Genomic DNA, 23340 nt, shown 5'->3' with positions numbered 1-23340 from the left:
AATTGATGCTCCCTAAACCCGGCGGCGTTCCCTCCGGCCGGTTCGCCGACGCCCCTTGCGACTGTAACAGCCACCTGACGCAGCCGCCAATCGCGCGGCGGAACTAATCATTTTGACGGTTGACGTGCAACCCGTATAAGCGCCCCGCGATTGCTACGTTTCGCCACTCGCGGCGCGTCGCGCGCCCCGCCTAAACTCATGCGAAGGCCTGCACATGTCCGCAGGGGACACACTTATTCTGATTCCGGCCCGCATGGCGTCCACCCGGCTGCCCGGCAAGCCGCTCGCCGATGTCGGCGGCCGTTCCATGATCGTCGAGGTGACGCGGCGTTCCGTCGCGGCAGGGATCGGTCGGGTCGTGGTCGCCACCGACGATGAGGACGTGCGCGCGGCGGTGGCGGGCGCAGGATATGAGGTCGTGATGACCCGATCCGACCATGCCTCGGGCTCCGACCGAATCTTCGAGGCGCTCGGTCATGTCGATCCCGAGGGCCGGGCCCGCCGCATCGTCAACGTGCAGGGCGATCTGCCGACGCTGGATCCCGCGCTGATCCGCGCCGCCGTCGCGCTCTTGGACGATCCGGCGGTGGATATCGGCACGCTGGCGGCGGAAATCGTGGACGCGGGCGAGCGCACCAATCCCAATGTGGTGAAGGTGGTGGGGACTGAGGTCGCGCCCGCGCGCCTGCGCGCCTTCTATTTTACCCGCGCCACCGCGCCCTATGGCGAGGGGCCGCTGTTCCATCACATCGGCCTCTATGCCTATCGCCGCGCCGCGCTGGAGCGCTTCGTCGCGCTGCCGCCCTCGCCGCTGGAGAGCCGGGAGAAGCTGGAGCAGCTGCGCGCGCTGGAGGCGGGCATGCGCATCGATGTCGCCGTGGTCGACACGGTGCCGCTGGGGGTGGATACGCCCGAGGATCTGGAACGGGCGCGCTCGCTGCTCGCTCGCGAAGCTTAGAACAAAAGAGTCGAGGACAAGATCATGACCACCCGCCGCACCGTCGTGTTCCAGGGCGAGCCGGGCGCCAATTCGCACATTGCCTGCCGCGAGGTGTTTCCCGAATTCGAGGCGGTGCCCTGCGCGACCTTCGAGGATGCCTTCGCGGCGCTGAAGAATGGCGAGGCGGATCTCGGCATGATCCCGATCGAGAATTCGATCGCCGGCCGCGTCGCCGACATCCATCACCTGATGCCGACTTCCGGCCTCACCATCATCGGCGAATTCTTCCTGCCGCTGTCGCATCAGCTCATGGCGGTGCCCGGCGCCTCGCTCGCCACGGTGAAGACGGTGGAGAGCCATGTCATGGCGCTCGGCCAGTGCCGCAACATGATTCGCAAGCTCGGCCTCAAGGCGGTGGTCGCCGTCGACACCGCCGGCGCGGCCCGATTGGTCGCGGAATCAGGGGATCCGACCCGTGCCGCCATCGCCTCGCGGTTGGCATCGGAGATCTACGGGCTCGACATCATCGCCGAGAATATCGAGGACGATGCGCACAACACCACGCGCTTCATCATCCTCGCCCGCGAAGGTGAATGGGCCGAGGCGGGCAACGGGCCGACCGTCACCACCTTCGTGTTCCGGGTGCGCAACGTGCCGGCCGCGCTCTACAAGGCGCTGGGCGGCTTCGCCACCAACGGCGTCAACATGACCAAGCTGGAATCCTACCAGCTCGACGGTGAGTTCTTCGCGACGCAGTTCTATGCCGATGTCGACGGCCATCCCGACGACCGCGGGCTGAAGCTGGCGCTGGAGGAACTGTCGTTCTTCTCCAAGGAAGTGCGCATTCTCGGCGTGTATCCCGCGCACGCCTACCGGATCGCGCTCCGGGCGTAGCCTTCGCTCGAAACCTCATCCCGGGTGGCCGCCGGGCGATCCGGGATGAGGGATGAGAAGCCTGGAAGGGTGATCCGGCGGCCCGCGCGCCGCCGTAGGGCGGGCGAGGGGCGGGGGCTCGAGCCTACTCCGCTGCCGCGACGCCGCCGGCGCTGACCTCGGCATCCTCGATCACCTTCAACGCGTCGGGATGCGGCATCGAGATGATGTTGTAGCCGGAATCGACGAAGTGCACCTCGCCGGTGACGCCGGTCGACAGGTCGGACAGCAGGTACAGCGCGGAGCCGCCGACCTCGTCGATGGAGACGGTGCGGCGCAGAGGCGCATGGCGCTTCTGGTAGTTGAACATCAGCCGCGCATCGGCGATGCCCGCGCCCGCCAGCGTGCGGATCGGGCCGGCGGAAATCGCGTTCACGCGGATGCCCTGCGGCCCGTAATCGGCCGCGAGATAGCGCACGCTCGCCTCCAGCGCCGCCTTGGCCACGCCCATCACGTTGTAATTGGGCATGACGCGGGTGGAGCCGCCATAGGTGAGGGTGATGAGCGAGCCGCCATGGGGCATCAGCGCGGCGGCGCGCTTGGCCAGCTCGGTGAAGGAGAAGCAGGAGATCACCATGGTGCGCGCGAAATTGGCGCGCGTGGTGTCGGCGTAGCGCCCCTTCAACTCGCTCTTGTCGGAAAAGCCAATGGCATGGACGAGGAAGTCGATGCTGCCCCACTTCTGCTGCAGCGCCTCGAAGGTGGCGTCGACCGTGGCGATATCCTCGACATCGCAGGCCAGAACCGTATCGCTGCCGAGGCTTTCGGCGAGCGGCTTGACCCGCCGGCCGAGCGCCTCACCCTGATAGGTGAAGGCGAGTTCCGCGCCCTGGTCGGCCAGCGACCTGGCGATGCCCCAGGCGATCGAATGATCGTTGGCGACACCCATGACGAGGCCGCGCTTGCCCTTCATCAGGCTCATGCTTCAGACCCTCCCGGCCTTTTCGTTTGCGGTCAGGCAGCTTCGGGATGCTGCAGCACCAGCACGGCATTGGTACCGCCAAAGCCGAAGCCGTTCGACAGCACGCGGCCAAGATGCGCGTTGTCGACGCGCTGGCGCACGATCGGCATGTCGGCGAAAGCGGGGTCGATCTCGTCGATATGGGCGCTGGCGGCGATGAAGCCGTTCTGCATCATCAGGATCGAGTAGATCGCCTCATGCACGCCGGTCGCGCCCTGCGAGTGGCCGGTCAGCGACTTGGTGGCGGAGATGGGCGGGGCGCGATCGCCGAACACGGCGCGGATCGCCTCGATTTCCTTGAGGTCGCCGATCGGTGTCGAGGTGGCGTGCGGGTTGATGTAGTCGATCCCGCCCTTCACGTTCTTCAGCGCCAGCTGCATGGCGCGGGCCGCGCCCTCGCCCGAGGGGGCGACCATGTCGGCGCCGTCCGAGGAGGCGCCATAGCCGACGATCTCGGCATAGATGCGCGCGCCGCGGGCCTTGGCGTGTTCCAGCTCTTCGAGAACCAGCACGCCGGCGCCGCCGGAAATCACGAAGCCGTCGCGGTTCTTGTCATAGGGGCGGGAGGCGACGGCGGGGCGGTCATTATAATCGGAGGACATCGCGCCCATGGCGTCGAACAGGCAGGAGAGGGTCCAGTCGAGATCCTCGCAGCCGCCGGCGAACATGATGTCCTGCTTGCCCCACTGGATCTGCTCGGCGGCGTTGCCGATGCAGATATTGGTGGTGGCGCAGGCGGCGGAGATGGAATAGCTCGCGCCCTTGATCTTGAACCAGGTGGACAGCGTCGCCGAGGCGGTGGAACTCATCGCCTTGGGCACCGCGAAGGGGCCGACCCGCTTGGGGCTGGTATTCTTGCGGGTGATGTCCGCGGCTTCGACGATGGTGCGGGTGGAGGAGCCGCCCGAGCCCATGACGAGGCCGGTGCGCTCGTTGGAGATTTCGTGCTCCTCGAGCCCGGCGTCGCGGATCGCCTGATCCATGGCGACGTGATTCCAGGCGGTGCCGCCGCCGTGGAAGCGCATGGCGCGGCGGTCGACGATCGCGCTGGCGTCAAGCTGCGGGGCGCCGTGCACCTGGCTGCGGAAGCCGAGATCGACATAGCTCTGCGAGCGGGTGATGCCGCTCTTGCCTTCGTGCAGCGCGGCCAGCACCTCCTGCGCGGAGTTGCCGATCGACGAGACAATGCCCATTCCGGTTACGACAACGCGGCGCATAGGCTTCCTTTCCTTCAAAGCACGCGAAATGGCGCCGCGTGCGGCGCTTCGCAAGAGGCCAGCTCATGAGGGGCGGCTCGCGAGAGGGGCGGCTCGCAAGGGATAGCCCGCACGTATCGATTCTCAGGTCTGGAACAGGCCGACCTTCAGATCGCTGGCGCGATAGATAACTTCGCCATCGGCAGCCAGCCAGCCATCGGCGATGCCGAGAACGAGCTTGGAACGCATGACGCGCTTGAAATCAATGCCGTACACCACGTTCTTGACCGTGGGCAGCACCTGACCGGAAAACTTGATCTCGCCGACGCCCAGCGCCCGGCCGCGACCCGGCGCGCCGAGCCAGCCGAGGTGGAAGCCCACCATCTGCCACAGCGCATCGAGCCCAAGGCAGCCCGGCATGACGGGATCGCCGATGAAATGGCAGGAGAAGAACCAGAGGTCCGGCCGGACGTCGAGCTCGGCGCGCACATGCCCCTTGCCGTTCGGGCCGCCATCATCCGAAATCTCGGTGATGCGGTCGAACATCAGCATCGGCGGCGCCGGCAGCTGGGCGTTGCCCGGACCGAAAAGCTCCCCGCGTCCGCACGCAAGCAGTTCCTCGTAATTAAAGCTTGTCTGCCGCTCGACCATCGTCCCCGTATCACCCACGTTGTTTCTTCTGCTTCTTCGGCAGGAGCCGCTGCGGCCCGCTGCGCCAAGGGCCGCCGGAACGCATGATCCGAACCGTCGGCCGCAGCGCTTCCTAACACAAGGCCCTGCCGGCTCAAAGCCGCCAGCCGCGCCGTGCCGGAATCCAAAATGTCACGGGGATGACAGCATCGCCTGTGGGCAGATTGGAATGATTACGATCATCAAAGCCGATATTGCCCCTGCGCTTGGCGTGCAGATATACTGTGCGTGAAAAAGTGCGGTGCCGACGGCGCGTTAGGTCGTGGCATCGTTGTCATATGACGGACACGGTCTTTTCCTCGCCCGGACAGGGGCGGTGACAAAAGGCCGGGCTACAAGAGTCGGATGTCGAGATGAGCGAAGCGTTTCGCCCCCACCCAGTGGCCGTATCCCGCGTCGTGGTCGATGACGAGGAGCCGGTGCTTCCGGTCGCCAAGCTGCGCGATGGCGCCGGCAATGCCCGTACCGGCTGTCCCTTCCACGATGTGCGGCATATGCTGCGCGATGTCGGCCTGCGCCCCACGCGCCAGCGCCTCGCGCTCGGCTGGCTGCTCTTCGCCAAGGGCGACCGTCATGTGTCGGCGGAAATCCTGCACGAGGAAGCCATCAAGGCCCGCTTCCCGGTGTCGCTGGCCACCGTGTACAACACGCTGCACCAGTTCACCGAGGTCGGCCTGCTGCGCGAGCTGGCGATCGACGGATCGAAGACCTATTTCGACACCAACCCCTCGGATCACCATCACTTCTTCATGGAAGGCGAGAACCACCTTCTCGACATTCCCAGCGCCGCGGTCGAGGTGGAGCGCATTCCCGAGCCGCCGGAAGGCTATGAGGTTGCCCGCGTCGACGTCGTGGTGCGCCTGCGTCCCAAGCGCCGCTCCTGATCTCCCGCCCCAAGGCGGGGAGCGGCGTCCCGATGGGGGTGCCGTTGAGGCGCGAATACTGAAAAAGGCCGGTCGCAGGACCGGCCTTTTTCAGTATTCGCCGCTTGGCTCCCCGTGCGAGACGTGCCGCCGGCTCAGTCGATTTTCTCGCCGGGATAGACCCCCCAGAGCCGCTCCTGCTCGACATAGCCGTCGAACCCGTTGTCGAAGAAGCGGCACCATTTGCCGTCGCAATGCTCGACCTTGCCGAGCACCCCCGGTTCGAGCCGCGCCCGCACGCCGGAGGTCTTGTCGGCCGAGGCATAGAGCGTGGTCGGCTCGCCCTTGAGCCAGGGGCTCACCAGCGCGGTGCGCCGCGAGGACAGCATGGAGTGGTAGACCCAGCCCTCCGAACCATCCGAATCACGGATGCGCCGCCATGTTTCGAATTCGGCGGTGACTTCCACCGGCAGGCCGGCGCGGGTGAACACCCAGGCGACGGCATGGTCGCGCGTGGGGCCCGAGCGCACGTTCACCTTGTCGGCCTTGAGGCTGAGGAAGCGGGGAATCGGCAGGCCGCTGGCGCGGCCGACCGGGCCTTTCGCATCTGCCGCGTCCTGCGCGCCGGCAGGGATCGCGACGGGTGGGGCGACCAGGCTCGCCGCAGCGAGTGTCCCGGCGAGAATCGTGCCCAGCATTCCGCCCCGCCTGCCGGCGCCTGCGCGATCGCGCCGCGGCGAAAGAGTCACGTGGCTGCCTTGCTCTGCCTCGATCCGAAGCCGTTTCTTACTTGTCATCCCGCTTATTCACCTATTCGTCTGCGTCGTCGTGCCGGCCACGCGCCCTGCCGGGCAGCCGCGGACACTCCGCCTGCACCGCATTCGGTACATTTTTGTGTTTCGCGAACCCGTCTGCTAATGAACGCGTCGCCCCCCACGGCGCGAGTGTGAGCCTTCAGCGTTAACGGGAGCTTGATTACCGACGCGTATTCCTCCGGGGAGTGACATGGCCCGCAAAAAGCCGCTCGTGGTCGTGACGCGCAGGTTGCCCGACAAGATCGAAACCCGCATGCGCGAATTGTTCGACGCGCGCCTGAATGTCGACGACGTCCCGATGTCGCAGGCCGCGCTCGCCGAGGCGATGGCCACCGCCGACGTGCTGGTGCCGGCGCTGTGCGACCGCATCGACGCGCGGGTGATCGAGGCGGCGGGTCCTAATTTCAAGCTGATCGCCAATTTCGGCAATGGCGTCGATCATATCGACGTCGCCGCCGCCACCGCGCGCGGCATCACCATCACCAACACGCCCGGCGTGCTCACCGAAGACACCGCCGACATGACGATGGCGCTGATCCTCGCGGTGCCGCGCCGGCTGAGCGAGGGCGCCGCCCTGGTCACGGCCGGGGACGGGCAATGGCCCGGCTGGTCGCCGACCTGGATGCTCGGGCACCGCATCTGGGGCAAGCGGCTGGGCATCATCGGCATGGGCCGCATCGGCCAGGCGGTCGCCCGCCGTGCCAAGGCGTTCGGCCTGCAGATCCACTATCACAACCGCCATCCGCTCCCCGCCCAGATCGAGGAAGAGCTGGAAGCCACCTATTGGGACAGCCTCGACCAGATGCTGGCGCGGATGGACATCCTGTCCGTCAACTGCCCGCACACGCCGGGCACCTATCATCTGCTCTCGGCGCGCCGGCTCAAGCTGGTGCGGCCCGATGCCTATATCGTGAACACGGCGCGCGGCGAGGTGATCGACGAGCACGCGCTGATTCGCATGATCGAGGCGGGCGACATCGCCGGCGCCGGGCTCGACGTGTTCGAGCGCGAGCCGGCGGTCAGCCCCAAACTGCTCAAGCTCGCCCGAACCGGCAAGGTGGTGCTGCTGCCGCATATGGGCTCGGCCACCGTCGAGGCGCGCATCGACACCGGCGAGAAGGTGATCGTGAACATCCGCGCCTTCATGGATGACCATCGCCCTCCGGATCGCGTGCTGCCGAACATGCTGTGATGTCGCGGGCTTGCGCGCTTTCTCTATCGACCGGTTCGAGGCGGAGTAAGCGATCCGCCCGGCTCAAGCGGACCGGATCCGTCCCAGAGCGATTTTGAGCGCAGTGGGTTCCGGTTCGCGGGACGAAAACGCGTCAAACCAGACACCGGAAGCATTTCCGGTGAACCGGAATTCACGGGATGTACCCTAGCCGCGGTGGCGCGAGAGGTCGGTGATGGTCGGGTTCGTGCCGGTCAGCGGGTTGTCCGGGTCCCAGCCATAGTTGAGCGTCTCGAACCGCATGGCGCGGGCGTCGATCATCAGCAGGCGCCCTACCAGCCCCTCGCCGAAGCCGACAATGGCGCGAACCGCCTCCAGCGCCACCAGCGAGCCGGCGATGCCGGCCAGCGCGCCGAGAATGCCAGCCTCTGCGCAGGTGGGCACCGTGCCGGCGGGCGGGGGCTCGGGAAACAGGCAGCGATAGGTCGGGTTGGGTGAGCCGTCCGCGCCGGTCTCATGGGCGCGCAGCGTCGTCACCGTGGCATCGAAACGCCCGAGCGCCGCCGTCACCAGCGGCTTGCCGGCCAGAGCGCAGGCGTCCGAGACCAGATAGCGGGTGGCGAAATTGTCCGAGCCGTCGATCACCACATCGACCGACGCGAGAAGCGCCGGCGCATTGTCGGCGGTGAGGCGCTCATTGACCGCCTCCACTGTCACATGCGGGTTGAGCGCGGCGATGAAGTCTTGCGCGCTGGCCGTCTTGGGCTGCCCGATCGCGGCCGTGGTGTGGATCACCTGCCGCTGCAGATTGGACAGCGAGACCTCGTCATCGTCGACGATGACCAGGCGCCCGACGCCAGCGGCGGCGAGATAGAGCAGGGCCGGGGCACCCAGCCCGCCGGCACCCACCACCAGGATGCTCGCCTTCTTCAGCTTCTGCTGGCCCGGCCCGCCGATTTCGGCGAGTACGAGATGGCGGGCATAGCGCTCGACCTCGTCGGCCGAGAACAGGGAGGGGCGGGCGGGGGCGGGCGGGGCATCGATGCTCATCATGGCAGCAATATAGCAACGACAGCGCCACCCGCCAGAAGCGGCCGTGCCCGCCGATCAACACGCGGCCATGGCTCCGCGACGGATCGGCGCGTGGGAGCGCCAGCCCTGAGAGCCGCGGGTGTGAGAAACGGGTCCGGGGGGCACGCCGCGATGGGACGGCCACGATGGGACCGCCACAAGGAATCCCGGTTCCTCTCCCCAAGCGATGGCCCCGCGATAGCGTCGGTCACTGGGGCATCTCGGTCCCGGTTTCGCGGATCCGGGCGCGGTGACGGTCTAGGACCGAGCCTGCGTTCCATCCGCCCGCGAGAAGCTGTGCGGCGCGGCCCCCAGAACGGTTGCCCGGCTGCGGTCATTCGACTATGAAGACGTGGCTCGCGCATCAAGCGCCGATGCACCCGTAGCTCAGCTGGATAGAGCGCTGCCCTCCGAAGGCAGAGGTCGCACGTTCGAATCGTGCCGGGTGCGCCACTTCGGTACAAGACTGCGAACGCCGTTCGCCGCCGCTCATACGCTTGATGCGGCATCCAGCGTGCGCAGAAGGTTCGACTTGTTTCCCATCAGCCGGATCTCCGACTTGCTGACGACCTCAACGCGTTGAGCGAGCGCACGCAGATGATCTCGGTGATATTCACCGGGTTCCGTCCGCAGCTTGGCCCGAGCAACCTCGGCAAAGCGCTTGAGGCTGTCAGCTGTGACCTTCGGGCCGATCCGCTCGACCGCGGCCTGCGCGCGCTCGGCGTCGGCCTGGGCCTGGTCGCGAATCGCGGTCAGCTCGGCGATGCGGTCCTTCAATGAGAGATCGGCCATGTTGATTAGGCCGTTCTCGATCGCCTCATAAAGCCGCTTCAGCTTGGCCTCGGCCTCGGTCGCCCGCTTGTTGAGCTCGGTGATGTGGTTGCGCCGCCGCTCGACCCACTCCTCGCGTCGGTCGAGCAGCTGTTCAAGAAGGACGGACAGGCGCTCCGGATCGAGGATGCGCCGTTCCAGATGATCAATGACGGCGCGGTCGAGCCGGTCCATGCGGACCGCAAGGCCCTTGCAGCCGGTCTTGCCCATGCGTGCTGTCGTCGAGCAGGCATAGTAGCGATACATGCCGCCGGAGCTGCCCTTGCCGGTCAGCAGCGTCATGGCGCCACCGCAGCTGGCGCAGAAGCAGATTCCGGTCAGAAGCGTCGGGCCGCTCACCTCGCGCGGCGGCGTCCATTGGGGGCTTCGCGCCCTGAGGTTCGCCTGCACGGCGCGGAACTCGGCCTCGGTGACGATCGAAGGGGCCTGCGCGATCGCGTGCTCGGCTTCCGGTTTGGCGGTTCGGGTTTTGTGGTCTCGCGTGTTGAAACGATGCTGACCGATGTAGGTGGTACGAGTCAGGATCTGGTGGACGGAAGCGATCCCCCAGTGTCCGCCATCACGGGTGCAGATGTTGCGCTCGTTGAGATAGGTGGTGATCGACTTGATGCCCATAGCCTGCCACTACGCCGGGGATCGCCCGTCAGGGCCAGCCGATAGATCAGGCGCACGGTGTCGGCATGGATCGGATCGATCTCCAGCTTCTTCTTGACCTTGGAGCCGCGCTGACCGGCGATCACGATGCGATAGCCGATCGGTGGGCGTGAGCCGTTCCAATAGCCCTGGCGGGCATTCTCCTTCATCGCGCGGAGCGTGTGCTTGGCATTCTCCTTCGACTGATACTCGTCAAACAACGTCATGATCTGGCGCATCATGACGCTCATGGGATCATCACCGAGGTCCTAGGTGATTGAGACCAGCCGTACGCCGTTCTTGGCGAGCTTGCGGACATAGAACTCGAACTGGAACTGATCACGGAAGAAGCGCGAGAAGCTGTGCACGATGATGAAGCCGAACGGTGCGGGCCTCATCAGGGCGGCATCGATCGGGCGATTCCATCGCCATGGTGGGACCGTCGGGCTGCGGCAAGTCGACCATATTGAAGCTCGTCGCCGGCCGCGAGGTGGGTGCCGAGCGCATCGGGATCGGCATGGCTTCCAGAACCCGACCATGCTGCCCTGGCTGACCATCCGCGAGAACATCATGCGGCCGCTGAAGATCGTGAAGCCTTACGCCGCCGCCTTCCGGCGGAACAAGCACACGGTCTTTCATGATCGGGCGGAGGCTCTGCTTGCGAAGGTCGGCCTGACGGGGTTCGGGGACCGGCGGCCGTGGGAATTGTCAGGGGGCATGCTGCAGCGGGCCAATCTGTGCCGTGCCCTCATACACTCGCCGAAGCTGCTGATGCTCGACGAGCCGTTCGGCGCCCTAGACCAGTTCACGCGGGAAGAGCTGTGGTCGATCCTTCAGGAACTGTGGATGGAAACGAGGCCCACGGTTTTCCTGGTGACGGATGATCTGCGGGAGGCCGCGTTTCTTGCCAGCCGAATTCTGGTGATGAGCGCTCGCCCGGGGTGCGTGACCGAGGACCGGAGTGTCCACCTCCCTCGCCCAAGGACTCTGGAGACGACGTTCCGGCCGGAATTCGCCGATCTGACGAATGATTTCCGACGGCTGATCATGGAAGCACGGCAATCGAACGAGCAGGCTCGATGGCGATTTCCCAACGTTCCCTGGATCACGCCAAGTCCGCAAGCTTCATCGTCCTTCTCTTCGTCGCCTGGGAACTTGCCTGCATCCTGTTTGTCATCAGCCCGATCGTGCTGCCGCCGCCGAGCGCGGTCATCTGGACCCTCATCGTGCAGATGCCGGCGCTATGGCCGCATATCGCCTTGGTCAACGTGGGGGTATTGCTCGATCGTTCCACGCTGGCTGGCCGAATGGGTGGCGCGCGCGGCCTTTCTGCTGCACCGCGAGCGATGAAGCGACGAACGATCTCTATGTCTCCAGAACCGAACCAAGGATAAGCGACCATGGATGGCGGAACACTGACCGCGATCCTTTGAGGCGCAATCGTTGAAGTCGGTAACTCTGCGAGAGCTCGACGAGGGATGCGGCCGTAGTTTGGCGACCGCATCCCTCGACATTGATCAACTAGCCGCAGCCCGCACGGCTCAGCATGTCCTCGACGAGGATGGGGGTGGCCGCGGTTTTGTCCCACGTTCCCTTGTCCGCGCGAGAAAGCGCGGCGAGAGCCGCGCTGCTGGAAATGCCAAGTGGCCTGGCACAGGCGATGCTGACCGAGGAACGCTGCCCCGCCTCGGCCACCAGCAGGCCGGTGGTTTCCCCGACGCCCGCGAGATAGGCCATAGCTGCGTTTCGGGCGGCATTGTCCTGTGGTGAGCGCTGGATCAGGTCGACGACCTGGGCGACGGAGATCGCTCCGGTGAGAGTTGAGGGGTTAGCCTGAGCCGGCAAGGCGAGGCCAAGCGAGAGCGCAAGCAGCGCGGTGCCTATAGCATTCATCTGCAAACTCCATTATTGTAAAACAACAATTTAGGCTTATCCAGCAGCCAAAAATTATTGTCAAACGATAATTTTCGACACATATCTCGGACCAGACCGCAGGGAGAGAAACATGAAGAACCAAAGCAGCCTCGTCTTCGCTGGTGAGGTTGGGTCGGAGGCGGTCTTGGGGCTGTCGCCGCGGGCACGTCTTGCGTTCAGCGCGTTGGGCGTGGTGGCATTGGGGCTGGCGGCGCTGTTGCCGGCACTGGCGATCGGCTATTGGCTGGTCGGTTCCCAACTCGTGGCGCACGGCGCCGGCATGCAGATGGCCGCGATCGCCACGGCGCTGCTGCATCTCCTGCCCTTGAGCTGGGGCTTGTTGCGGCTACGCGTCTGTCTCGCGCGGTTCGCGGCAGGCCGTCCCTTCGCCGCCGAGGGCATTGCCGGGCTGCGCGATTTTGCTCTGGGTACCGGGCTGAGCGCTTTGGCGAAGCCATTGGCGGGCATGCTGTTCACGCTGGCGCTGAGTTGGAATGGCGGCCCGAAGCAGCTCGCCATCGAGATCAGCTCTGACGTGATGGTCCTCGCGCTGTTTGCAGGCGTGGTCGCGTCATTGGCCTGGGCCATGGAAAAAGCCGCTCTGCTCGCCGAAGAAAACAGTCAGTTCGTTTGATCGCCATGCCTATCAAAGTGAATCTTGCGGTGATGCTGGCGAGGCGCAATGTTAAATCCAAGGAACTTGCCGAATATATCGGGATAACCGAAGCGAATCTCAGCTTGCTAAAGCAGGGAAAGGTCAAAGGCATGCGTTTCGACACATTGGAAGCAATCTGCCGCTACCTTGACTGCCAGCCGGGGGATATTCTCAATTATGAACCCGATAACGAAACGACCGCAACGCCGAAATTGTAGGTTGAGCACGGGAGCGGGACATCCCAGCAGCAGCACGATCAGGCTGGGCGTTCCGAAATCACAGGCGAACTGCGATGGGATCCCGTTCGACTTGCCGCACCACGCCGGGGGACAGTTTTCGGACTCGCTTTCCCGATGCCTTTGCCTATCACCCAGCAGATCAATCCCGCCCCCGGAATCAGGTCCCTGACAGGAGCCTGTCCTTACGGTTGTGCGGCAACGGCGCTCGCCTACCACCATCAACAAGGCAAAATGCTGCGTTTGGGTAACCTATCGCACCAAAGCGCAGAATCGGTGGCAATTGGCGGAGCGAGAGGGATTCGAACTGGGCCCTGCGCCAGTCGTGATCAGCCAAATGGGGTTAGCATCCTAGAGGGCTGCAGCGAAGACATAGTTCTCACTTTCATCCACGTAGGTGCGCCAAAATTCTTAAGCCAGATCAAATCGTTAGAAAGATCGTGCGCTGCCTTGATAAGGCTCGTCGTCGTCCGGTCGCCACCGGGGCGCCACGCGAAGAGAATCGCTCTCGCGGCCCATGTCGAGTGACCAAGGGCCACACTTTGTGGAGAATCTGCGCCGCGAGGGCCGCCTTATCCTGAGGCAGGAAACGCCCGTAGTGCTTGGCGACCATCTCGGGGGTGTCCCGGATGGCATAGCTCGCCTGCTCGTAGGAGCAGGCCTTCTTGAGAATGCGTGTCGCGAGCACGTCGCGGACATTGTTCGGCCCGTGCGGCAACAGGCCCTTGATGGCACCACGGCCGGTATAGGGGTTGTGGATGCCCTAGCGCTGGATCGCCAGGAGGCAGAGCTGGAATCGAGCCGCACCTTCAACGAAACGATGCATCCGAAGCCTCTCGTGCTCCTACGGGGGGTCTACCCGGCTCGGCTGTTTTCACAGCCGGAATCAGGGACGGAACTTCGCCCGAAGCCAACCGGCTTGCCAGTGTTCGGCAGTTGGCGGTCCCGCCTGGGGGCACTGACGTATTGTCCACGGCGCGGGCAGGTGAGCCACGCGCGAGCGCGCAGGCGGCGGGCTATTGGTCGACCGAGCTGCCCGCGCTATCGTTTGCCCATGGGCCCCATTCGAATTCTCTTGGTCGACGATCATCCGATTGTGCGCGAGGGCTATCGCCGCCTGCTCGGACGCCAGCCGGGGCTTTCGGTGGTGGCCGAGGCCGGCGACGGCGAGGCCGCGCTGGCAGCTTTCGTCGAGCACCGGCCGGACATCGTGCTGATGGATCTCTCCATGCCGGGCGGGGGAGGCTTTTCGGCGGTGGACACGATCCTCGCCGACGATCCCCAGGCGCGGATCATCATCGTTTCGATGCATCAGGGCGCGGTCTTCGCACAGAAGGCGATGGCTGCCGGCGCGCGCGGCTTCGTTTCCAAGTCCAGCCCACCGGACGAACTCGTTCGCGCCATCGCGACGGTCATGGGCGGGCGGCGCGCACTTTCCACGGACGTGGCGCAGGAATTCGCGCGCACCGTGGTGGAAGACGACCCGACCGCCGGGCTCACCCCGCGCGAGCGGGACATTCTTCTGATGCTGATGCGGGGCATGAACGGCCGTGCCATCGCCCGCGACCTTAATCTCTCGTCCAAGACGGTTCAGAACAACCTTTCGCAGATCCGGGCGAAGCTGGGCGCGTCGGGCGATGCCGACCTCGTGCTCAAGGCGCAGCGCGCCGGCCTCGTGCCTGTCCTGTGATGCGCGGCCTTGTCCCGCAGCTCGTCATGCGGGTGCTGGCCGCAGGGCTGCTCACCGTCCTCGTCGCGGCGGGTTGGGTGCTATGGGATACCGCGAACGCGGCGCGGCGCGACGCACAGACGACGGCCACTCTCGTTTCCGACGCCATCGCCGCCCGTCCCAGCTTCGAGGGGCTGGCTTTCGGCGGCGTAGCGCCGACGCCGGTTTTTCGCGACTGGCAGCAGTTTCCGGCATGGAGCTTGATCGCCCCGGGGATCTGCGTCGAACTCGGCCCCCGCGACCAGCCGATACAGCGACGCTGCGGGCCCTATCTGGCGGCAGCCACGCCGCCAGACTGGTTCGTCTGGCTGGCGGATCGCGTCGGTCTGGTGCCCGTGCCGGTCGCCGTGCCGGTGCGCACCCGCTACGTCTCGGACGCCTATGTGACCGCCATTGCCGATCCCGGCGTCATTGTCACCCGCGCCTGGGCCCGCACGGGCGACCTGATGCGGGTGGCGGTCGGGATGGCCATCGGCGGCGCGCTCCTGACCGGCCTGCTCATGGTCCGCCTGCTGGCGCCGTTCGGGCTCTTGTTGCGCGGCATCGAGCGGTTGCAGCGGGGCGACTTCACCGCTCGCCTGCCGCATCTGCGGGTGGCGGAATTCGACCGGCTGAGCGGCGCCTTGAACGAAACGGCGGCGGTGTTGCAGGAGGCGCAGGCCGTGCGGGCCGAGCTGACACGGCGGCTTTTCTCGGTGCAGGAGAACGAGCGGCGGGCGCTGGCGCGCGAACTGCACGATGAGTTCGGCCAGTGCCTCGCGGCGACCCGCGCCATGGCGGCGGCGATTGCCCAATCGGGAGAAAGTACGGCGCAGGACGGGGCCCGCATTGCCGAGATCTCCGGCCAGATGATGGACAGCCTCCGGGCTGAGCTGGCCCGGTTGCGACCGCCGGACCTTGATGATCTGGGCCTGCGCCCGGCCTTGGAGCGCATGGTCGCCGACTGGCGCGCGCGCATGCCGGCGGTACGTTTCGAGCTGAGATTCGCCGGCCCTATCGACGCCGTGCCGGACGACCTTGCCCTCAGCCTCTACCGCATCGCGCAGGAATGCGTGACCAACGCCATTCGGCACGGCTCCCCGACCCACATCGCTCTGCACATCGAGGTCGGCGACGACATCACGCTGACCGCCACCGATGACGGCTCCCCCCGCCATGACGGCGCGATCAACAGTGGCTACGGCCTGCTTGGCATCCGGGAGCGGGTCGACGCACTCGGTGGCAGCTTTGAACTCGCCCCGGCCGAAGACGGCATGCGCGCGGTCACCCGCCTGCCGCTCTGACCCGGGCGATCTTCCCGGATTGGACGGGAGGACCTCTCTGGCGACCCATGCCGGACCATCCCATGCTGGCCGTCGAGTTCTCTGGCACGGGAAGCCCGCCGCATGAACGAGATGAGCCATCCGGTCGCGCAGCTCGGCGCCGCCGTCGCCGCCGGACTGATCGGCCATGAAGAGCTGGTGGAGCGGCTGCTGATCGCCCTTCTCGCCGGCGGTCATGTGCTGATCGAAGGGCCACCGGGCATTGCCAAGACGCGCGCGGTCAAGCGGCTCGCCGCTCATCTTCCCGGCAGCCATTCGCGGATCCAGTGCACGCCGGACCTGCTGCCCTCGGACCTCACGGGGACGCAGGTGTTCCGCCCCGAGAGCGGCGGCTTCGACTTCGTGCCCGGCCCGCTGTTCCACGCGCTGGTGCTGGTCGATGAGATCAACCGCGCCCCGCCCAAGGTGCAGTCGGCGCTGCTGGAGGCCATGGCCGAAGGCCAGGTGACGAGCGCCGGTGTCAGTCGACCTCTGCCGGACCCCTTCATGGTCGTCGCCACCCAGAACCCGATCGAGCACGAGGGAACCTTTCCGCTGCCGGAGGCGCAGATGGACCGGTTCCTGCTCCATCTCTCGCTTGGCCTTCCGCAGGCCGAGCAGGAGCGCGCCATCCTGGATCTCGTCTCTGCCGAGCGGATAGAAGTCCCGGCCTTTCTCGCCCTCCCGCTATCGGCCGATGACCTTCGTGCCGCGAAGGATGAGGTGGCACGGGTGCATCTGGCGCCCGCGTTGAAGGATTTCATCGTCCGGCTGGTCATGGCGTCTCGGCCCGGCGGCGCAGTCGCGCAATGGGTGGAGCATCCCGTCTCGCCGCGTGGCACGCTGGCGCTGGCCGTGGCCGCGCAGGCGCGCGCCTGGCTCAGGGCGCGCGATTATGTTCTGCCGGAAGATGTCATCGCCCTCGCGCCTGACGCGCTTGCCCACCGGCTGATACCGAGCTGGTCGGCGATCGGTGAGGGACGCAGCGGGCGCACGCTCGTCGCCGACATCCTGCGCCTGGTCGAGCCATGGTGAGCCCCGCGCTGGAGGCACCTGGAATTCGGCTGGATGCCCGCGAGTTGCTGGCGCTGCGCGAGGGGGCTCCAGGGACCGGGCGAACGCAACCGGCGTCCCGTCGGCCGGGAGCCGCTCCCACACGGGCGCCGGGCGCGGGAATGGATCTGCGGGAGATCCGCACCTTTGCCGAGGGGGATGACGCCCGCCGCATCGACCCTTCCGCCACCGCCCGCACCGGTATTGCGCATATTCGCACCTTTCATGAGGATCGGGACGATACGCTGTTGCTGATCGTTGATTTCCGGCCGCCGATGCTATGGGGCACCGGCGCATCGCTGCGCTCGGTGCGCGCGGCGCGGCTGGCGGCACGGCGAGGATGGAAGGCCGTGCTGCGGGGCGCGTCGCTGGCAGCGATCAGCGTCAACGCAGAGGGCGTGGCGGCGGTCCCGCTGGCCGGTGGCGTCCCGCAGATGGTCCGCATTAGCCACATGCTCGCCAGCCGCCACGATCAGGCGTTAGGGGCTGGTGGTGGGGCGGCTTCCCTGGAGGAGGCGCTCACCCGTGCCGCGCGCCTCTCGCCGCCCGGTGGCGACGTAGTGATCGCCACGGGCCCCGATGGCCTCGCGCCGGAAGACGAGCCCGCGCTGGCCCGGCTCGCCCGCCGCCGTCAGGTCCGGGTCCTGTTGCCGCTGGACACGATCGAGGCTGCGCCGCCCGAAGGTGCGCTGCCCATACAGGCCGGGGCGCTCGCCTGCCTTGCGCGGCTGCGGCCGTTTGACCGCGCGGCGCTGGCGCAGCGTCTCCGCCCACTGAATGTCAGCCTTGAGGTCGTCGATCATGACGCAGGCTGAGCTCATCATGGCCTTGCCGGAAGGTCGCCTGCCGCCGTCGCTGATGCAGGTGAATGCGGCCGACCTGCTGCTATTGTTCGGCGCCGGGCTGCTCTTGGCGGCGCTGCTGTCGCTGCTGGCATCCCCCTTCTTCGCACGCCGTCCATCGCGGCGCGCACTCCTGCGCGCCACCCGGGGGATGCCGCCGCAGGAGCGGGTGCTGGCGATCGGCCGTCTTCTCGGCCATCTGCCGGAAGAGCTGCGCGCCATGGCCTATGGCAGCGCCCCGCCGCTCTCGCCGGAAGCCGTCGAGCGCATCGCCCTCAAGGCGCGGCGGGCACGGCGATGATCGCTTCCGTCACTCTCGCCTTTCCGCTGGCGCTGCTGCTGCTTCCCGTCCCCCTGCTTGCGCGTCTTCTTCCCATGGCGCGGACGCCGGGGAGAAGCGCGCTGCGCGTGGCGCCCGGCACGTTTGCCGCGGCGCTGCCGGCGCGTGAGGGCGGGGATCGAGCGGGGCAAGCGGTTCTCGTCGCGGCCTGGACCGCGCTGGTGGTGGCGCTCGCCGGTCCGCAGATCGCGGCGACGCGCGAGCTGGTGACAGCCTCGGGCCGGGAGATCCTGCTGGCCCTCGACCTCTCCGGCAGCATGCTGAAAGAGGACTTCGTTCTCGATGGCGCCCCGCTCTCGCGGCTGGAGGCGGTCAAGCGCGTCGCCGCCCGCTTCGTCGCGGCGCGGCAGGGCGACCGGATCGGGCTCGTGATCTTCGGCGAGCGGGCCTATATCGCGCAGCCGCCGACCTTCGACGTCGCTTCCGTGGCTCGCGCTATCGAGGTCGCCCAGATCGGTATTTCGGGACGCTCCACCGCCATATCGGACGGGCTGGGGCTGGCGACACGGCGGATCATGGGGAGCGACGCCACCACAAAGGTCGTGGTCCTGCTCTCGGATGGGGTGGATACATCCGGCAAGGTTCAGGCGACGGACGTCGCGCGTCTGGCGGCCAGCCATGGGGTGCGGGTTCACACCATCGCGCTTGGCCCCGAGGATCTCGCGGATCAGCCCGCCTCGCGCGACGCCGTGGACGCCGTCGCCTTGCGGGAGATCGCCGAGGTCGGTGGTGGCACCAGCTTCCGGGTACGCAGCATGGCGGATCTCGAAGCCATGGCCGCGACGCTGGATGAACTTGAGCCGAACCCGATGAAGCGCCCGCCGCTGCGCTACTGGCATCCGCTCTGGATGTGGCCCGGCGGCGCGGCTCTGGGACTGGTGGTGCTGCTCGCCGCGTGGAGGCGCAGATGAGCGAGCTCGTTCTGTTGCGTCCCTGGTGGCTCCTTGCCTTGCCGCTGCTTGTCGTCCTTGCGTTGTGGCAGTGGCGGCGCGGCCCCGCCTCTGGCGGCTGGGAACGGGTGATGCCACCGGCGATGTTCGAGGCGATGCGAGCGCTGGGGCACATGCGGGGAGGGGGCCGGCGCCAGGGCGTCGCCCTCTTCGCATCGGCGGCGCTGCTTTGCCTCGGTCTGTGCGGTCCCGCCGTGCCGCGCGCGGATGCGCCGGTGCTTGCGGGCAGCGGGGCGGTTCTCATCGCCCTCGACATGTCGCCGTCTGTCGCGGAAGGCCCGGCCCTTGCCGACGCGCAGGCCGCCGCCGCCGCTCTGTTGACGGCCGCGTCCGGCCGGCCGGTCGGGATGCTGCTCTATTCCGGGGAGGCCTATGAGGTGGCTGCGCCCACGGCCGATCCCACGACGCTGGAGAGCCAGATCGCCGTGCTCGCCCGCGACACGATGCCGGACGGTGGCAGCCGCCCGGCCAGTGCGCTGGCGCTGGCGCGGCAGATGCTGCGGGCAAGCCGGGATGCCGATCTCGTGCTGATCTCCGATGGGGGCGGTGTCGACGGTGCCGCCCGTGCGGAGGCGGAACGTCTCGCCGGCGATGGCGTGCGGCTTTCGGTCCTCACCTTGAGCGGCCGCGCCGGTGGCTCCGCCGATGCTGCGGCTCTTGAAGCGCTTGGAAGCCTCGCCGCTCCTGCCCGGGGCCCCTCCGCCGTTCTCCGCCGCCTCTCGCAGCGGGGCACGCTGGAGCGGGATCCGGTACTCGCGACCTTGGCGTTCCTCGACCTCGGCCCCTATCTCGCGGCGCTGGCGGGACTGCCGCTGCTGGGCCTTTTCCGGAGGCGCGCATGAAGTCCGCCATGCGCCTGCGTCTCGTTTTCGTCGCTGTGGTTGGCCTCGCCTGCGTGCTCGCCGCCGGCCCCGCCGCCTGGGGGCGCCTTCTGTTGCGCAGCGGCGCGCCCGGCGCGCCCGTGCGGGTGCTGGACGACCCGGCGGCACGGGGACTCGCCCTGTACCGGGTGGGCGACTACGCCGCGGCGGACGCCGCCTTCGCTGACGCCGGGCGCAGCCAGACCTTCAATCGCGGGCTGACGCTCGCCGCCACAGGACGGCATGCGCTCTCCGTCGCCTATTTCGACGCCGTGCTCTTCGCCAACCCGTCCGATGACGAGGCGCGCCGGGCTCGCGATCTGGTCGACGCGATGGTGCCGAAGACGACGGGCGCGTCCACCGTGCCGGGACGCTTGCCGGGCGCTGGCGGTCTCGCCCCCGGCGCGCCGACGGACGGGCCGGTCATAGCCGGCACGCCCGATCCCGCCTGGAAGAAGCCGATCGAAGCCCGCGGCTTCGTGGCCTCGGATGCGTGGCTTGAGACGCTGGCCGACGATCCCGGCGAATTCCTGCGCCTGCGTCTGCGCAAGGAATATGAGCGGCGCGCCGGGCTCGGCCTGCTGCGGCCCGAGGAGGGTGAGAAATGGTGAGGTGGGCCGGCCTGTTCCTCCTCCTGATCGCCGGTGACGCCTATGGCGACGGCCTGCGCCTGCGGCTGCCGGAGGGCGTGCGCCCGGTCGTCGGCGAGATGATCCCGGTGACGCTGAGGGGCGAATACACCAGCCGGATTGCACTGGAGACGCTGACGTTCCCCGGCTCGGAGAACTACGACTGGATGCAGCTTGCGCGCGACCAGTGGCGCGACGAGGAGATCGGAGGGCGCACTGTCCGGGTGTTCGAGCGGCATCTCGCCGTCTTCCCCCGTCACGCCGGCACGCTGACGATCGGCCCGGTGACGCATCATCTCACCGTGGTCGACGAGACCAACCTGCGGGCACCGCTCGACATGACGGCGGCCCCGGTCAGCCTTGCCGTCGCGCCCTATCCCGGCGAGGGCACGCCGCTTTCCGCCCATAGCCTCACGGTCGAGGACGCACTTTCGGCCGCCCCCGGTGCGCTGCGGGACGGCGAGACCCTGGTGCGTCGTGTCACGCTGAAAGCGGACGGTGCGCTCCCGCATATGCTGCCGCCGCGCCCTGTCCTTCGCGAGCCCTGGCTGATCAGCTTCGCCGCACCGGAGCAGCGCGAGACGCTGCCAACGCCCTCCGGCCCGGTGACGACGCTGGTTTGGGAATGGCATCTGCGCCCCAAGACGGGAGAGCCCGGTGTGTTGCCCCCCGTCTCCATCCCGTGGTTCGACACGGTGACCCGCGAGATGCGAATAGCGGAAATCCCCGCGCTGCCCTTCGGCTATGCCAGCTTCCACGACAATCGGAGCGGCACCGCGCGGCTGCCCACCGCAGAAGCGGCGATGGGTGTGATGGCCGTGGTCCTCGGGATCCTGACCGGGCTTGGCCTCTGCATCTGCGGGCTGGCACCGCGGCGAAGGGCGCAAATTCGGCGCGCGCTCCAACGACTGTCTCCGTTCGATCCGACGTGGCGACGGCTCAAGCGCGCGGCCCGCTCCGGAGACCTCTTCGCCCTTCGCCGCGCGACCGAAGCCTATCTCCGCCGCCGCCGCGACCTCGGCCTGCCGGTGAGCGGGAGCGAGACGGCTGCATTGGATGCCGCCCTTTATGGACGGCATGCGGGGGAAGGAGAGTATGACCCGCAAGCTGGAGTAAACGCCCTTTTTCCGGGAAAGCGTCGACCGTGACCGCGCCGCGGCCGCAGAGACTGGTTGTCAAGGCGAGGCGATATGGCCGCAAGATGGTGACGACCGAGACCGGCCGGATCGAGCTGGATATCCCGCGCGACCGGCGGGCGACGTTCGATCCGCAGCTCATCGCCAGCTACCGGCGCCGCTTCCCCGGCTTCGACGACAAGATCGTGTCGGTCTACGCCCGCGGCATGTCCCTCGCATTCTCTACGCGACCAACGCGATCGAGGCCCTGAACGCCAAGCGGCGCCGCGCCCTACGGGCCAGGGGACACTTCCTGACCGACGCAATCCGCAGGCTGAACGGAAATGTCCCCGCCAAACGTCCGAAAAAGGCAGCCCTTAGCCACCTAAATGCCGCCGAAACCGCCGATGGCCGCCTTGTCCAGGGTACATGCATAATTATCAAATGGTTATGAGGATCCCACAGCCCTCATCTTCGTCGAGCGCTGCCCGGGACTGAACGGCTGGGGGCGAGGACGTTGCGGAAGGCCGCGATGGCCCGCTCGATCGCGTCAGTGTCGACGTGCAGGTGCGTCACGGCGCGGCCCAGATAGCGGTCCATGGCGGTTATGGACACATCCTGCGTCGCCAGACGGTCGCGCAGTTCGAAGGACGTGATGCCTGTCGCGAGGGTATCGAACAGCACGATGTTGGTCTGCGGCCGGGTGATGCGCAATCCCGGCAGCGACGAGAGCCCCTCGGCCAGCCGGGTCGCGTGGCGATGATCCTCGGCGAGGCGATCGACATTGTGGTCGAGGGCGAAGAGGCAGGCGGCGGCATACATGCCCACCTGTCGCATGGCGCCGCCCAGCCGCTGCTTCCAGCGCCAGGCGCGATCGATGAAATCGGGCGATCCGGCCAGGACCGCGCCAAAAGGGGCGCCAAGCCCCTTGGAAAAACACAGCGACACGCTGTCGACCGCTGCCGCCATATCCCGCGCGCCGACGCCGCTGGCCACCACGGCGTTCATCAGCCGGGCGCCGTCCATGTAGATGGCCATGCCATGGCGGTGCGCCTCGTCGGCCACCGCGTGCAGGCGGTCGAGCGCCCAGACCGATCCCCCGCCCAGATGCGAGGTCTGCTCGACGACGAGCAGGCGCGGTTCCGGCGCGTAGCGGCTGGCCGCCCGCAGCGCGGCCTGGATGTCGTCCGGGCCGAATTGCCCGGCCTCACCGGCCAGGCCGGTCACCAAGCCACCCCCCAGCGCCGCGGCGGCTCCCGCTTCATGGGCGATGATGTGGGAGTCCTTGTGGGCGAGGATGGCGTCGCCGGGCCGGGCGTGCACCAGCATGGCGATCTGGTTGCACATCGTGCCGCTCGGCAGGAACATGGCGCTCGGCTTTCCCAGCAGGGCCGCGACACGGGCACAGAGCGCGTTCACCGTCGGGTCGAGGCCGGCCTGCTCGTCACCAAGTTCCGCCTCGAACATGGCCCGCTTCATCGCCGGGGAGGGCAGGGTGAGCGTGTCGGAATAGAGCTTCACCGTGGCGGTTGCGTGCCCGGCCGCCGGCTGAGGCGTGTACATCATCTAGGCTCGTTCCCGTTTCCGTTCGCTTGGCACGGCGCGGCGCGTG

25 protein-coding genes, 1 tRNA gene and 3 pseudogenes are annotated in these 23340 nt (G+C 67.3%); 18 read left to right on the top strand and 11 right to left on the bottom strand.

Annotation, left to right across the window (positions count from 1 at the left end; genetic code table 11):
- Positions 1-214: 214 nt before the first annotated feature.
- Positions 215-958, top strand: a complete 744-nt coding sequence (locus FHS55_RS20965; RefSeq protein WP_183191767.1) for a 3-deoxy-manno-octulosonate cytidylyltransferase — start codon at positions 215-217, stop codon at positions 956-958.
- 24 nt (positions 959-982) lie between these two features.
- A complete protein-coding gene (locus FHS55_RS20960; RefSeq protein ID WP_183191765.1) occupies positions 983-1834 on the top strand; it encodes a prephenate dehydratase in 852 nt (283 codons plus the stop codon).
- A gap of 124 nt (positions 1835-1958) precedes the next feature.
- On the opposite strand, the gene fabI is transcribed toward FHS55_RS20960, so the two are convergent.
- The 3 genes from fabI to fabA all read right to left on the bottom strand — a co-directional run bounded on the left by fabI (position 1959) and on the right by fabA (position 4681).
- The gene (fabI, locus tag FHS55_RS20955) at positions 1959-2795 is read right to left on the bottom strand and encodes an enoyl-ACP reductase FabI (protein WP_183191763.1); all 837 of its coding nucleotides are present in this window, start codon (positions 2793-2795) and stop codon (positions 1959-1961) included.
- A gap of 32 nt (positions 2796-2827) precedes the next feature.
- A complete protein-coding gene (gene fabB, locus FHS55_RS20950) occupies positions 2828-4051 on the bottom strand; it encodes a beta-ketoacyl-ACP synthase I (RefSeq protein WP_183191761.1) in 1224 nt (407 codons plus the stop codon).
- A 123-nt stretch (positions 4052-4174) separates the two neighbouring features.
- The gene (gene fabA, locus FHS55_RS20945; protein WP_183191823.1) at positions 4175-4681 is read right to left on the bottom strand and encodes a 3-hydroxyacyl-[acyl-carrier-protein] dehydratase FabA; all 507 of its coding nucleotides are present in this window, start codon (positions 4679-4681) and stop codon (positions 4175-4177) included.
- Positions 4682-5073: 392 nt separating this feature from the next.
- Here fabA and irrA point away from each other — a divergent pair, with 392 nt between their 5' ends.
- On the top strand, positions 5074-5604 hold the full coding sequence (gene irrA / locus FHS55_RS20940; RefSeq protein ID WP_183191758.1) for an iron response transcriptional regulator IrrA: 531 nt from the start codon (positions 5074-5076) through the stop codon (positions 5602-5604).
- A 134-nt stretch (positions 5605-5738) separates the two neighbouring features.
- Here irrA and FHS55_RS20935 read toward each other — a convergent pair whose 3' ends face one another.
- Positions 5739-6281 (bottom strand): SH3 domain-containing protein, encoded by a 543-nt coding sequence (locus FHS55_RS20935; RefSeq protein ID WP_183191756.1) that lies wholly within the window; start codon positions 6279-6281, stop codon positions 5739-5741.
- 307 nt (positions 6282-6588) lie between these two features.
- On the opposite strand from FHS55_RS20935, the gene FHS55_RS20930 reads away from it, so the two are divergent.
- Positions 6589-7590, top strand: coding sequence for a 2-hydroxyacid dehydrogenase (locus FHS55_RS20930; RefSeq protein ID WP_183191753.1), 1002 nt, complete (start codon positions 6589-6591; stop codon positions 7588-7590).
- A gap of 186 nt (positions 7591-7776) precedes the next feature.
- Here FHS55_RS20930 and FHS55_RS20925 read toward each other — a convergent pair whose 3' ends face one another.
- Complete coding sequence (locus tag FHS55_RS20925) at positions 7777-8622, bottom strand: HesA/MoeB/ThiF family protein (RefSeq protein ID WP_183191750.1); 846 nt, start codon at positions 8620-8622, stop codon at positions 7777-7779.
- A gap of 394 nt (positions 8623-9016) precedes the next feature.
- Between FHS55_RS20925 and FHS55_RS20920 the strand changes: the two genes are divergently transcribed.
- Positions 9017-9093: transfer RNA gene (locus FHS55_RS20920), tRNA-Arg, on the top strand.
- Positions 9094-9129: 36 nt separating this feature from the next.
- Here the strand turns inward: FHS55_RS20920 and FHS55_RS23635 are convergent.
- From FHS55_RS23635 to FHS55_RS23625, 3 genes are read right to left on the bottom strand one after another with little or no spacing between them, the layout of a single operon-like run.
- Positions 9130-10086, bottom strand: coding sequence for a recombinase family protein (locus FHS55_RS23635; RefSeq protein ID WP_246340354.1), 957 nt, complete (start codon positions 10084-10086; stop codon positions 9130-9132).
- Positions 9990-10355 carry a hypothetical protein gene (locus tag FHS55_RS23630; RefSeq protein ID WP_246340353.1) on the bottom strand — a complete coding sequence of 122 codons (366 nt, stop codon included), beginning with the start codon at positions 10353-10355 and terminating at the stop codon, positions 9990-9992. The genes FHS55_RS23635 and FHS55_RS23630 overlap by 97 nt, the downstream gene beginning before the upstream one ends.
- A gap of 18 nt (positions 10356-10373) precedes the next feature.
- Positions 10374-10502 (bottom strand): recombinase family protein, encoded by a 129-nt coding sequence (locus FHS55_RS23625; RefSeq protein ID WP_246340352.1) that lies wholly within the window; start codon positions 10500-10502, stop codon positions 10374-10376.
- On the opposite strand from FHS55_RS23625, the pseudogene FHS55_RS23765 reads away from it, so the two are divergent.
- A pseudogene (locus FHS55_RS23765) lies at positions 10490-11163 on the top strand (ABC transporter ATP-binding protein); the annotation flags it as partial. The gene FHS55_RS23625 and the pseudogene FHS55_RS23765 sit on opposite strands and share 13 nt — an antisense overlap.
- 462 nt (positions 11164-11625) lie before the next feature.
- Here FHS55_RS23765 and FHS55_RS20905 read toward each other — a convergent pair.
- Positions 11626-11997 (bottom strand): hypothetical protein, encoded by a 372-nt coding sequence (locus tag FHS55_RS20905; RefSeq protein ID WP_183191748.1) that lies wholly within the window; start codon positions 11995-11997, stop codon positions 11626-11628.
- A 112-nt stretch (positions 11998-12109) separates the two neighbouring features.
- On the opposite strand from FHS55_RS20905, the gene FHS55_RS20900 reads away from it, so the two are divergent.
- Positions 12110-12652 (top strand): hypothetical protein, encoded by a 543-nt coding sequence (locus FHS55_RS20900; RefSeq protein WP_183191746.1) that lies wholly within the window; start codon positions 12110-12112, stop codon positions 12650-12652.
- Between the two features lie 5 nt (positions 12653-12657).
- Positions 12658-12891: a helix-turn-helix domain-containing protein gene (locus tag FHS55_RS20895; RefSeq protein ID WP_183191743.1), complete on the top strand. Its 234-nt coding sequence runs from the start codon at positions 12658-12660 to the stop codon at positions 12889-12891.
- Between the two features lie 553 nt (positions 12892-13444).
- Here FHS55_RS20895 and FHS55_RS23620 read toward each other — a convergent pair.
- A pseudogene (locus FHS55_RS23620) lies at positions 13445-13672 on the bottom strand (hypothetical protein); the annotation flags it as partial.
- 291 nt (positions 13673-13963) lie between these two features.
- On the opposite strand from FHS55_RS23620, the gene FHS55_RS20890 reads away from it, so the two are divergent.
- From FHS55_RS20890 to FHS55_RS20845, 10 genes and pseudogenes are all read left to right on the top strand, one after another.
- Positions 13964-14599 (top strand): response regulator, encoded by a 636-nt coding sequence (locus tag FHS55_RS20890; RefSeq protein ID WP_183191822.1) that lies wholly within the window; start codon positions 13964-13966, stop codon positions 14597-14599.
- Between the two features lie 26 nt (positions 14600-14625).
- On the top strand, positions 14626-15921 hold the full coding sequence (locus FHS55_RS20885; protein WP_246340351.1) for a histidine kinase: 1296 nt from the start codon (positions 14626-14628) through the stop codon (positions 15919-15921).
- A 102-nt stretch (positions 15922-16023) separates the two neighbouring features.
- Positions 16024-16974, top strand: coding sequence for an AAA family ATPase (locus tag FHS55_RS20880; RefSeq protein WP_183191741.1), 951 nt, complete (start codon positions 16024-16026; stop codon positions 16972-16974).
- A gap of 140 nt (positions 16975-17114) precedes the next feature.
- Entirely contained in the window at positions 17115-17807 is a 693-nt protein-coding gene (locus FHS55_RS20875; RefSeq protein WP_246340350.1) for a DUF58 domain-containing protein, read from the top strand.
- Entirely contained in the window at positions 17794-18135 is a 342-nt protein-coding gene (locus FHS55_RS20870) for a hypothetical protein (RefSeq protein ID WP_183191737.1), read from the top strand. Before FHS55_RS20875 ends, FHS55_RS20870 begins: the two co-directional genes overlap by 14 nt.
- On the top strand, positions 18132-19085 hold the full coding sequence (locus FHS55_RS20865) for a VWA domain-containing protein (RefSeq protein WP_183191735.1): 954 nt from the start codon (positions 18132-18134) through the stop codon (positions 19083-19085). Before FHS55_RS20870 ends, FHS55_RS20865 begins: the two co-directional genes overlap by 4 nt.
- Positions 19082-19966 (top strand): vWA domain-containing protein, encoded by an 885-nt coding sequence (locus tag FHS55_RS20860; protein WP_183191733.1) that lies wholly within the window; start codon positions 19082-19084, stop codon positions 19964-19966. Before FHS55_RS20865 ends, FHS55_RS20860 begins: the two co-directional genes overlap by 4 nt.
- The gene (locus FHS55_RS20855; RefSeq protein WP_210287104.1) at positions 19963-20595 is read left to right on the top strand and encodes a hypothetical protein; all 633 of its coding nucleotides are present in this window, start codon (positions 19963-19965) and stop codon (positions 20593-20595) included. The genes FHS55_RS20860 and FHS55_RS20855 overlap by 4 nt, the downstream gene beginning before the upstream one ends.
- Entirely contained in the window at positions 20589-21761 is a 1173-nt protein-coding gene (locus FHS55_RS20850) for a BatD family protein (protein ID WP_183191732.1), read from the top strand. The genes FHS55_RS20855 and FHS55_RS20850 overlap by 7 nt, the downstream gene beginning before the upstream one ends.
- A 41-nt stretch (positions 21762-21802) precedes the next feature.
- Positions 21803-21964 (top strand): annotated as a pseudogene (locus FHS55_RS20845) (transposase); the annotation flags it as partial.
- A gap of 232 nt (positions 21965-22196) precedes the next feature.
- Here the strand turns inward: FHS55_RS20845 and FHS55_RS20840 are convergent.
- Positions 22197-23294: a threonine aldolase family protein gene (locus tag FHS55_RS20840; RefSeq protein WP_183191731.1), complete on the bottom strand. Its 1098-nt coding sequence runs from the start codon at positions 23292-23294 to the stop codon at positions 22197-22199.
- Positions 23295-23340 lie beyond the last annotated feature (46 nt).

Origin of the sequence: Ancylobacter tetraedralis (assembly GCF_014195655.1) — a bacterium.
Classification (GTDB): Bacteria; Pseudomonadota; Alphaproteobacteria; order Rhizobiales; family Xanthobacteraceae; genus Ancylobacter; species Ancylobacter tetraedralis.
Note: the sequence above shows the minus strand (reverse complement) of the source record. Positions and strands in the feature narration are given on the sequence as shown.

Bases quoted from the DNA above. Each gene is read 5' to 3' on its own strand.
- FHS55_RS20965 (WP_183191767.1), top strand. From the start codon at position 215: ATGTCCGCAGGGGACACACTTATTCTGATTCCGGCCCGCATGGCGTCC.
- FHS55_RS20960 (WP_183191765.1), top strand. From the start codon at position 983: ATGACCACCCGCCGCACCGTCGTGTTCCAGGGCGAGCCGGGCGCCAAT.
- fabI (WP_183191763.1), bottom strand. From the start codon at position 2,795: ATGAGCCTGATGAAGGGCAAGCGCGGCCTCGTCATGGGTGTCGCCAAC.
- fabB (WP_183191761.1), bottom strand. From the start codon at position 4,051: ATGCGCCGCGTTGTCGTAACCGGAATGGGCATTGTCTCGTCGATCGGC.
- fabA (WP_183191823.1), bottom strand. From the start codon at position 4,681: ATGGTCGAGCGGCAGACAAGCTTTAATTACGAGGAACTGCTTGCGTGC.
- irrA (WP_183191758.1), top strand. From the start codon at position 5,074: ATGAGCGAAGCGTTTCGCCCCCACCCAGTGGCCGTATCCCGCGTCGTG.
- FHS55_RS20935 (WP_183191756.1), bottom strand. From the start codon at position 6,281: ATGCTGGGCACGATTCTCGCCGGGACACTCGCTGCGGCGAGCCTGGTC.
- FHS55_RS20930 (WP_183191753.1), top strand. From the start codon at position 6,589: ATGGCCCGCAAAAAGCCGCTCGTGGTCGTGACGCGCAGGTTGCCCGAC.
- FHS55_RS20925 (WP_183191750.1), bottom strand. From the start codon at position 8,622: ATGATGAGCATCGATGCCCCGCCCGCCCCCGCCCGCCCCTCCCTGTTC.
- FHS55_RS23635 (WP_246340354.1), bottom strand. From the start codon at position 10,086: ATGGGCATCAAGTCGATCACCACCTATCTCAACGAGCGCAACATCTGC.
- FHS55_RS23630 (WP_246340353.1), bottom strand. From the start codon at position 10,355: ATGAGCGTCATGATGCGCCAGATCATGACGTTGTTTGACGAGTATCAG.
- FHS55_RS23625 (WP_246340352.1), bottom strand. From the start codon at position 10,502: ATGAGGCCCGCACCGTTCGGCTTCATCATCGTGCACAGCTTCTCGCGC.
- FHS55_RS20905 (WP_183191748.1), bottom strand. From the start codon at position 11,997: ATGAATGCTATAGGCACCGCGCTGCTTGCGCTCTCGCTTGGCCTCGCC.
- FHS55_RS20900 (WP_183191746.1), top strand. From the start codon at position 12,110: ATGAAGAACCAAAGCAGCCTCGTCTTCGCTGGTGAGGTTGGGTCGGAG.
- FHS55_RS20895 (WP_183191743.1), top strand. From the start codon at position 12,658: ATGCCTATCAAAGTGAATCTTGCGGTGATGCTGGCGAGGCGCAATGTT.
- FHS55_RS20890 (WP_183191822.1), top strand. From the start codon at position 13,964: ATGGGCCCCATTCGAATTCTCTTGGTCGACGATCATCCGATTGTGCGC.
- FHS55_RS20885 (WP_246340351.1), top strand. From the start codon at position 14,626: ATGCGGGTGCTGGCCGCAGGGCTGCTCACCGTCCTCGTCGCGGCGGGT.
- FHS55_RS20880 (WP_183191741.1), top strand. From the start codon at position 16,024: ATGAACGAGATGAGCCATCCGGTCGCGCAGCTCGGCGCCGCCGTCGCC.
- FHS55_RS20875 (WP_246340350.1), top strand. From the start codon at position 17,115: ATGGATCTGCGGGAGATCCGCACCTTTGCCGAGGGGGATGACGCCCGC.
- FHS55_RS20870 (WP_183191737.1), top strand. From the start codon at position 17,794: ATGACGCAGGCTGAGCTCATCATGGCCTTGCCGGAAGGTCGCCTGCCG.
- FHS55_RS20865 (WP_183191735.1), top strand. From the start codon at position 18,132: ATGATCGCTTCCGTCACTCTCGCCTTTCCGCTGGCGCTGCTGCTGCTT.
- FHS55_RS20860 (WP_183191733.1), top strand. From the start codon at position 19,082: ATGAGCGAGCTCGTTCTGTTGCGTCCCTGGTGGCTCCTTGCCTTGCCG.
- FHS55_RS20855 (WP_210287104.1), top strand. From the start codon at position 19,963: ATGAAGTCCGCCATGCGCCTGCGTCTCGTTTTCGTCGCTGTGGTTGGC.
- FHS55_RS20850 (WP_183191732.1), top strand. From the start codon at position 20,589: ATGGTGAGGTGGGCCGGCCTGTTCCTCCTCCTGATCGCCGGTGACGCC.
- FHS55_RS20840 (WP_183191731.1), bottom strand. From the start codon at position 23,294: ATGATGTACACGCCTCAGCCGGCGGCCGGGCACGCAACCGCCACGGTG.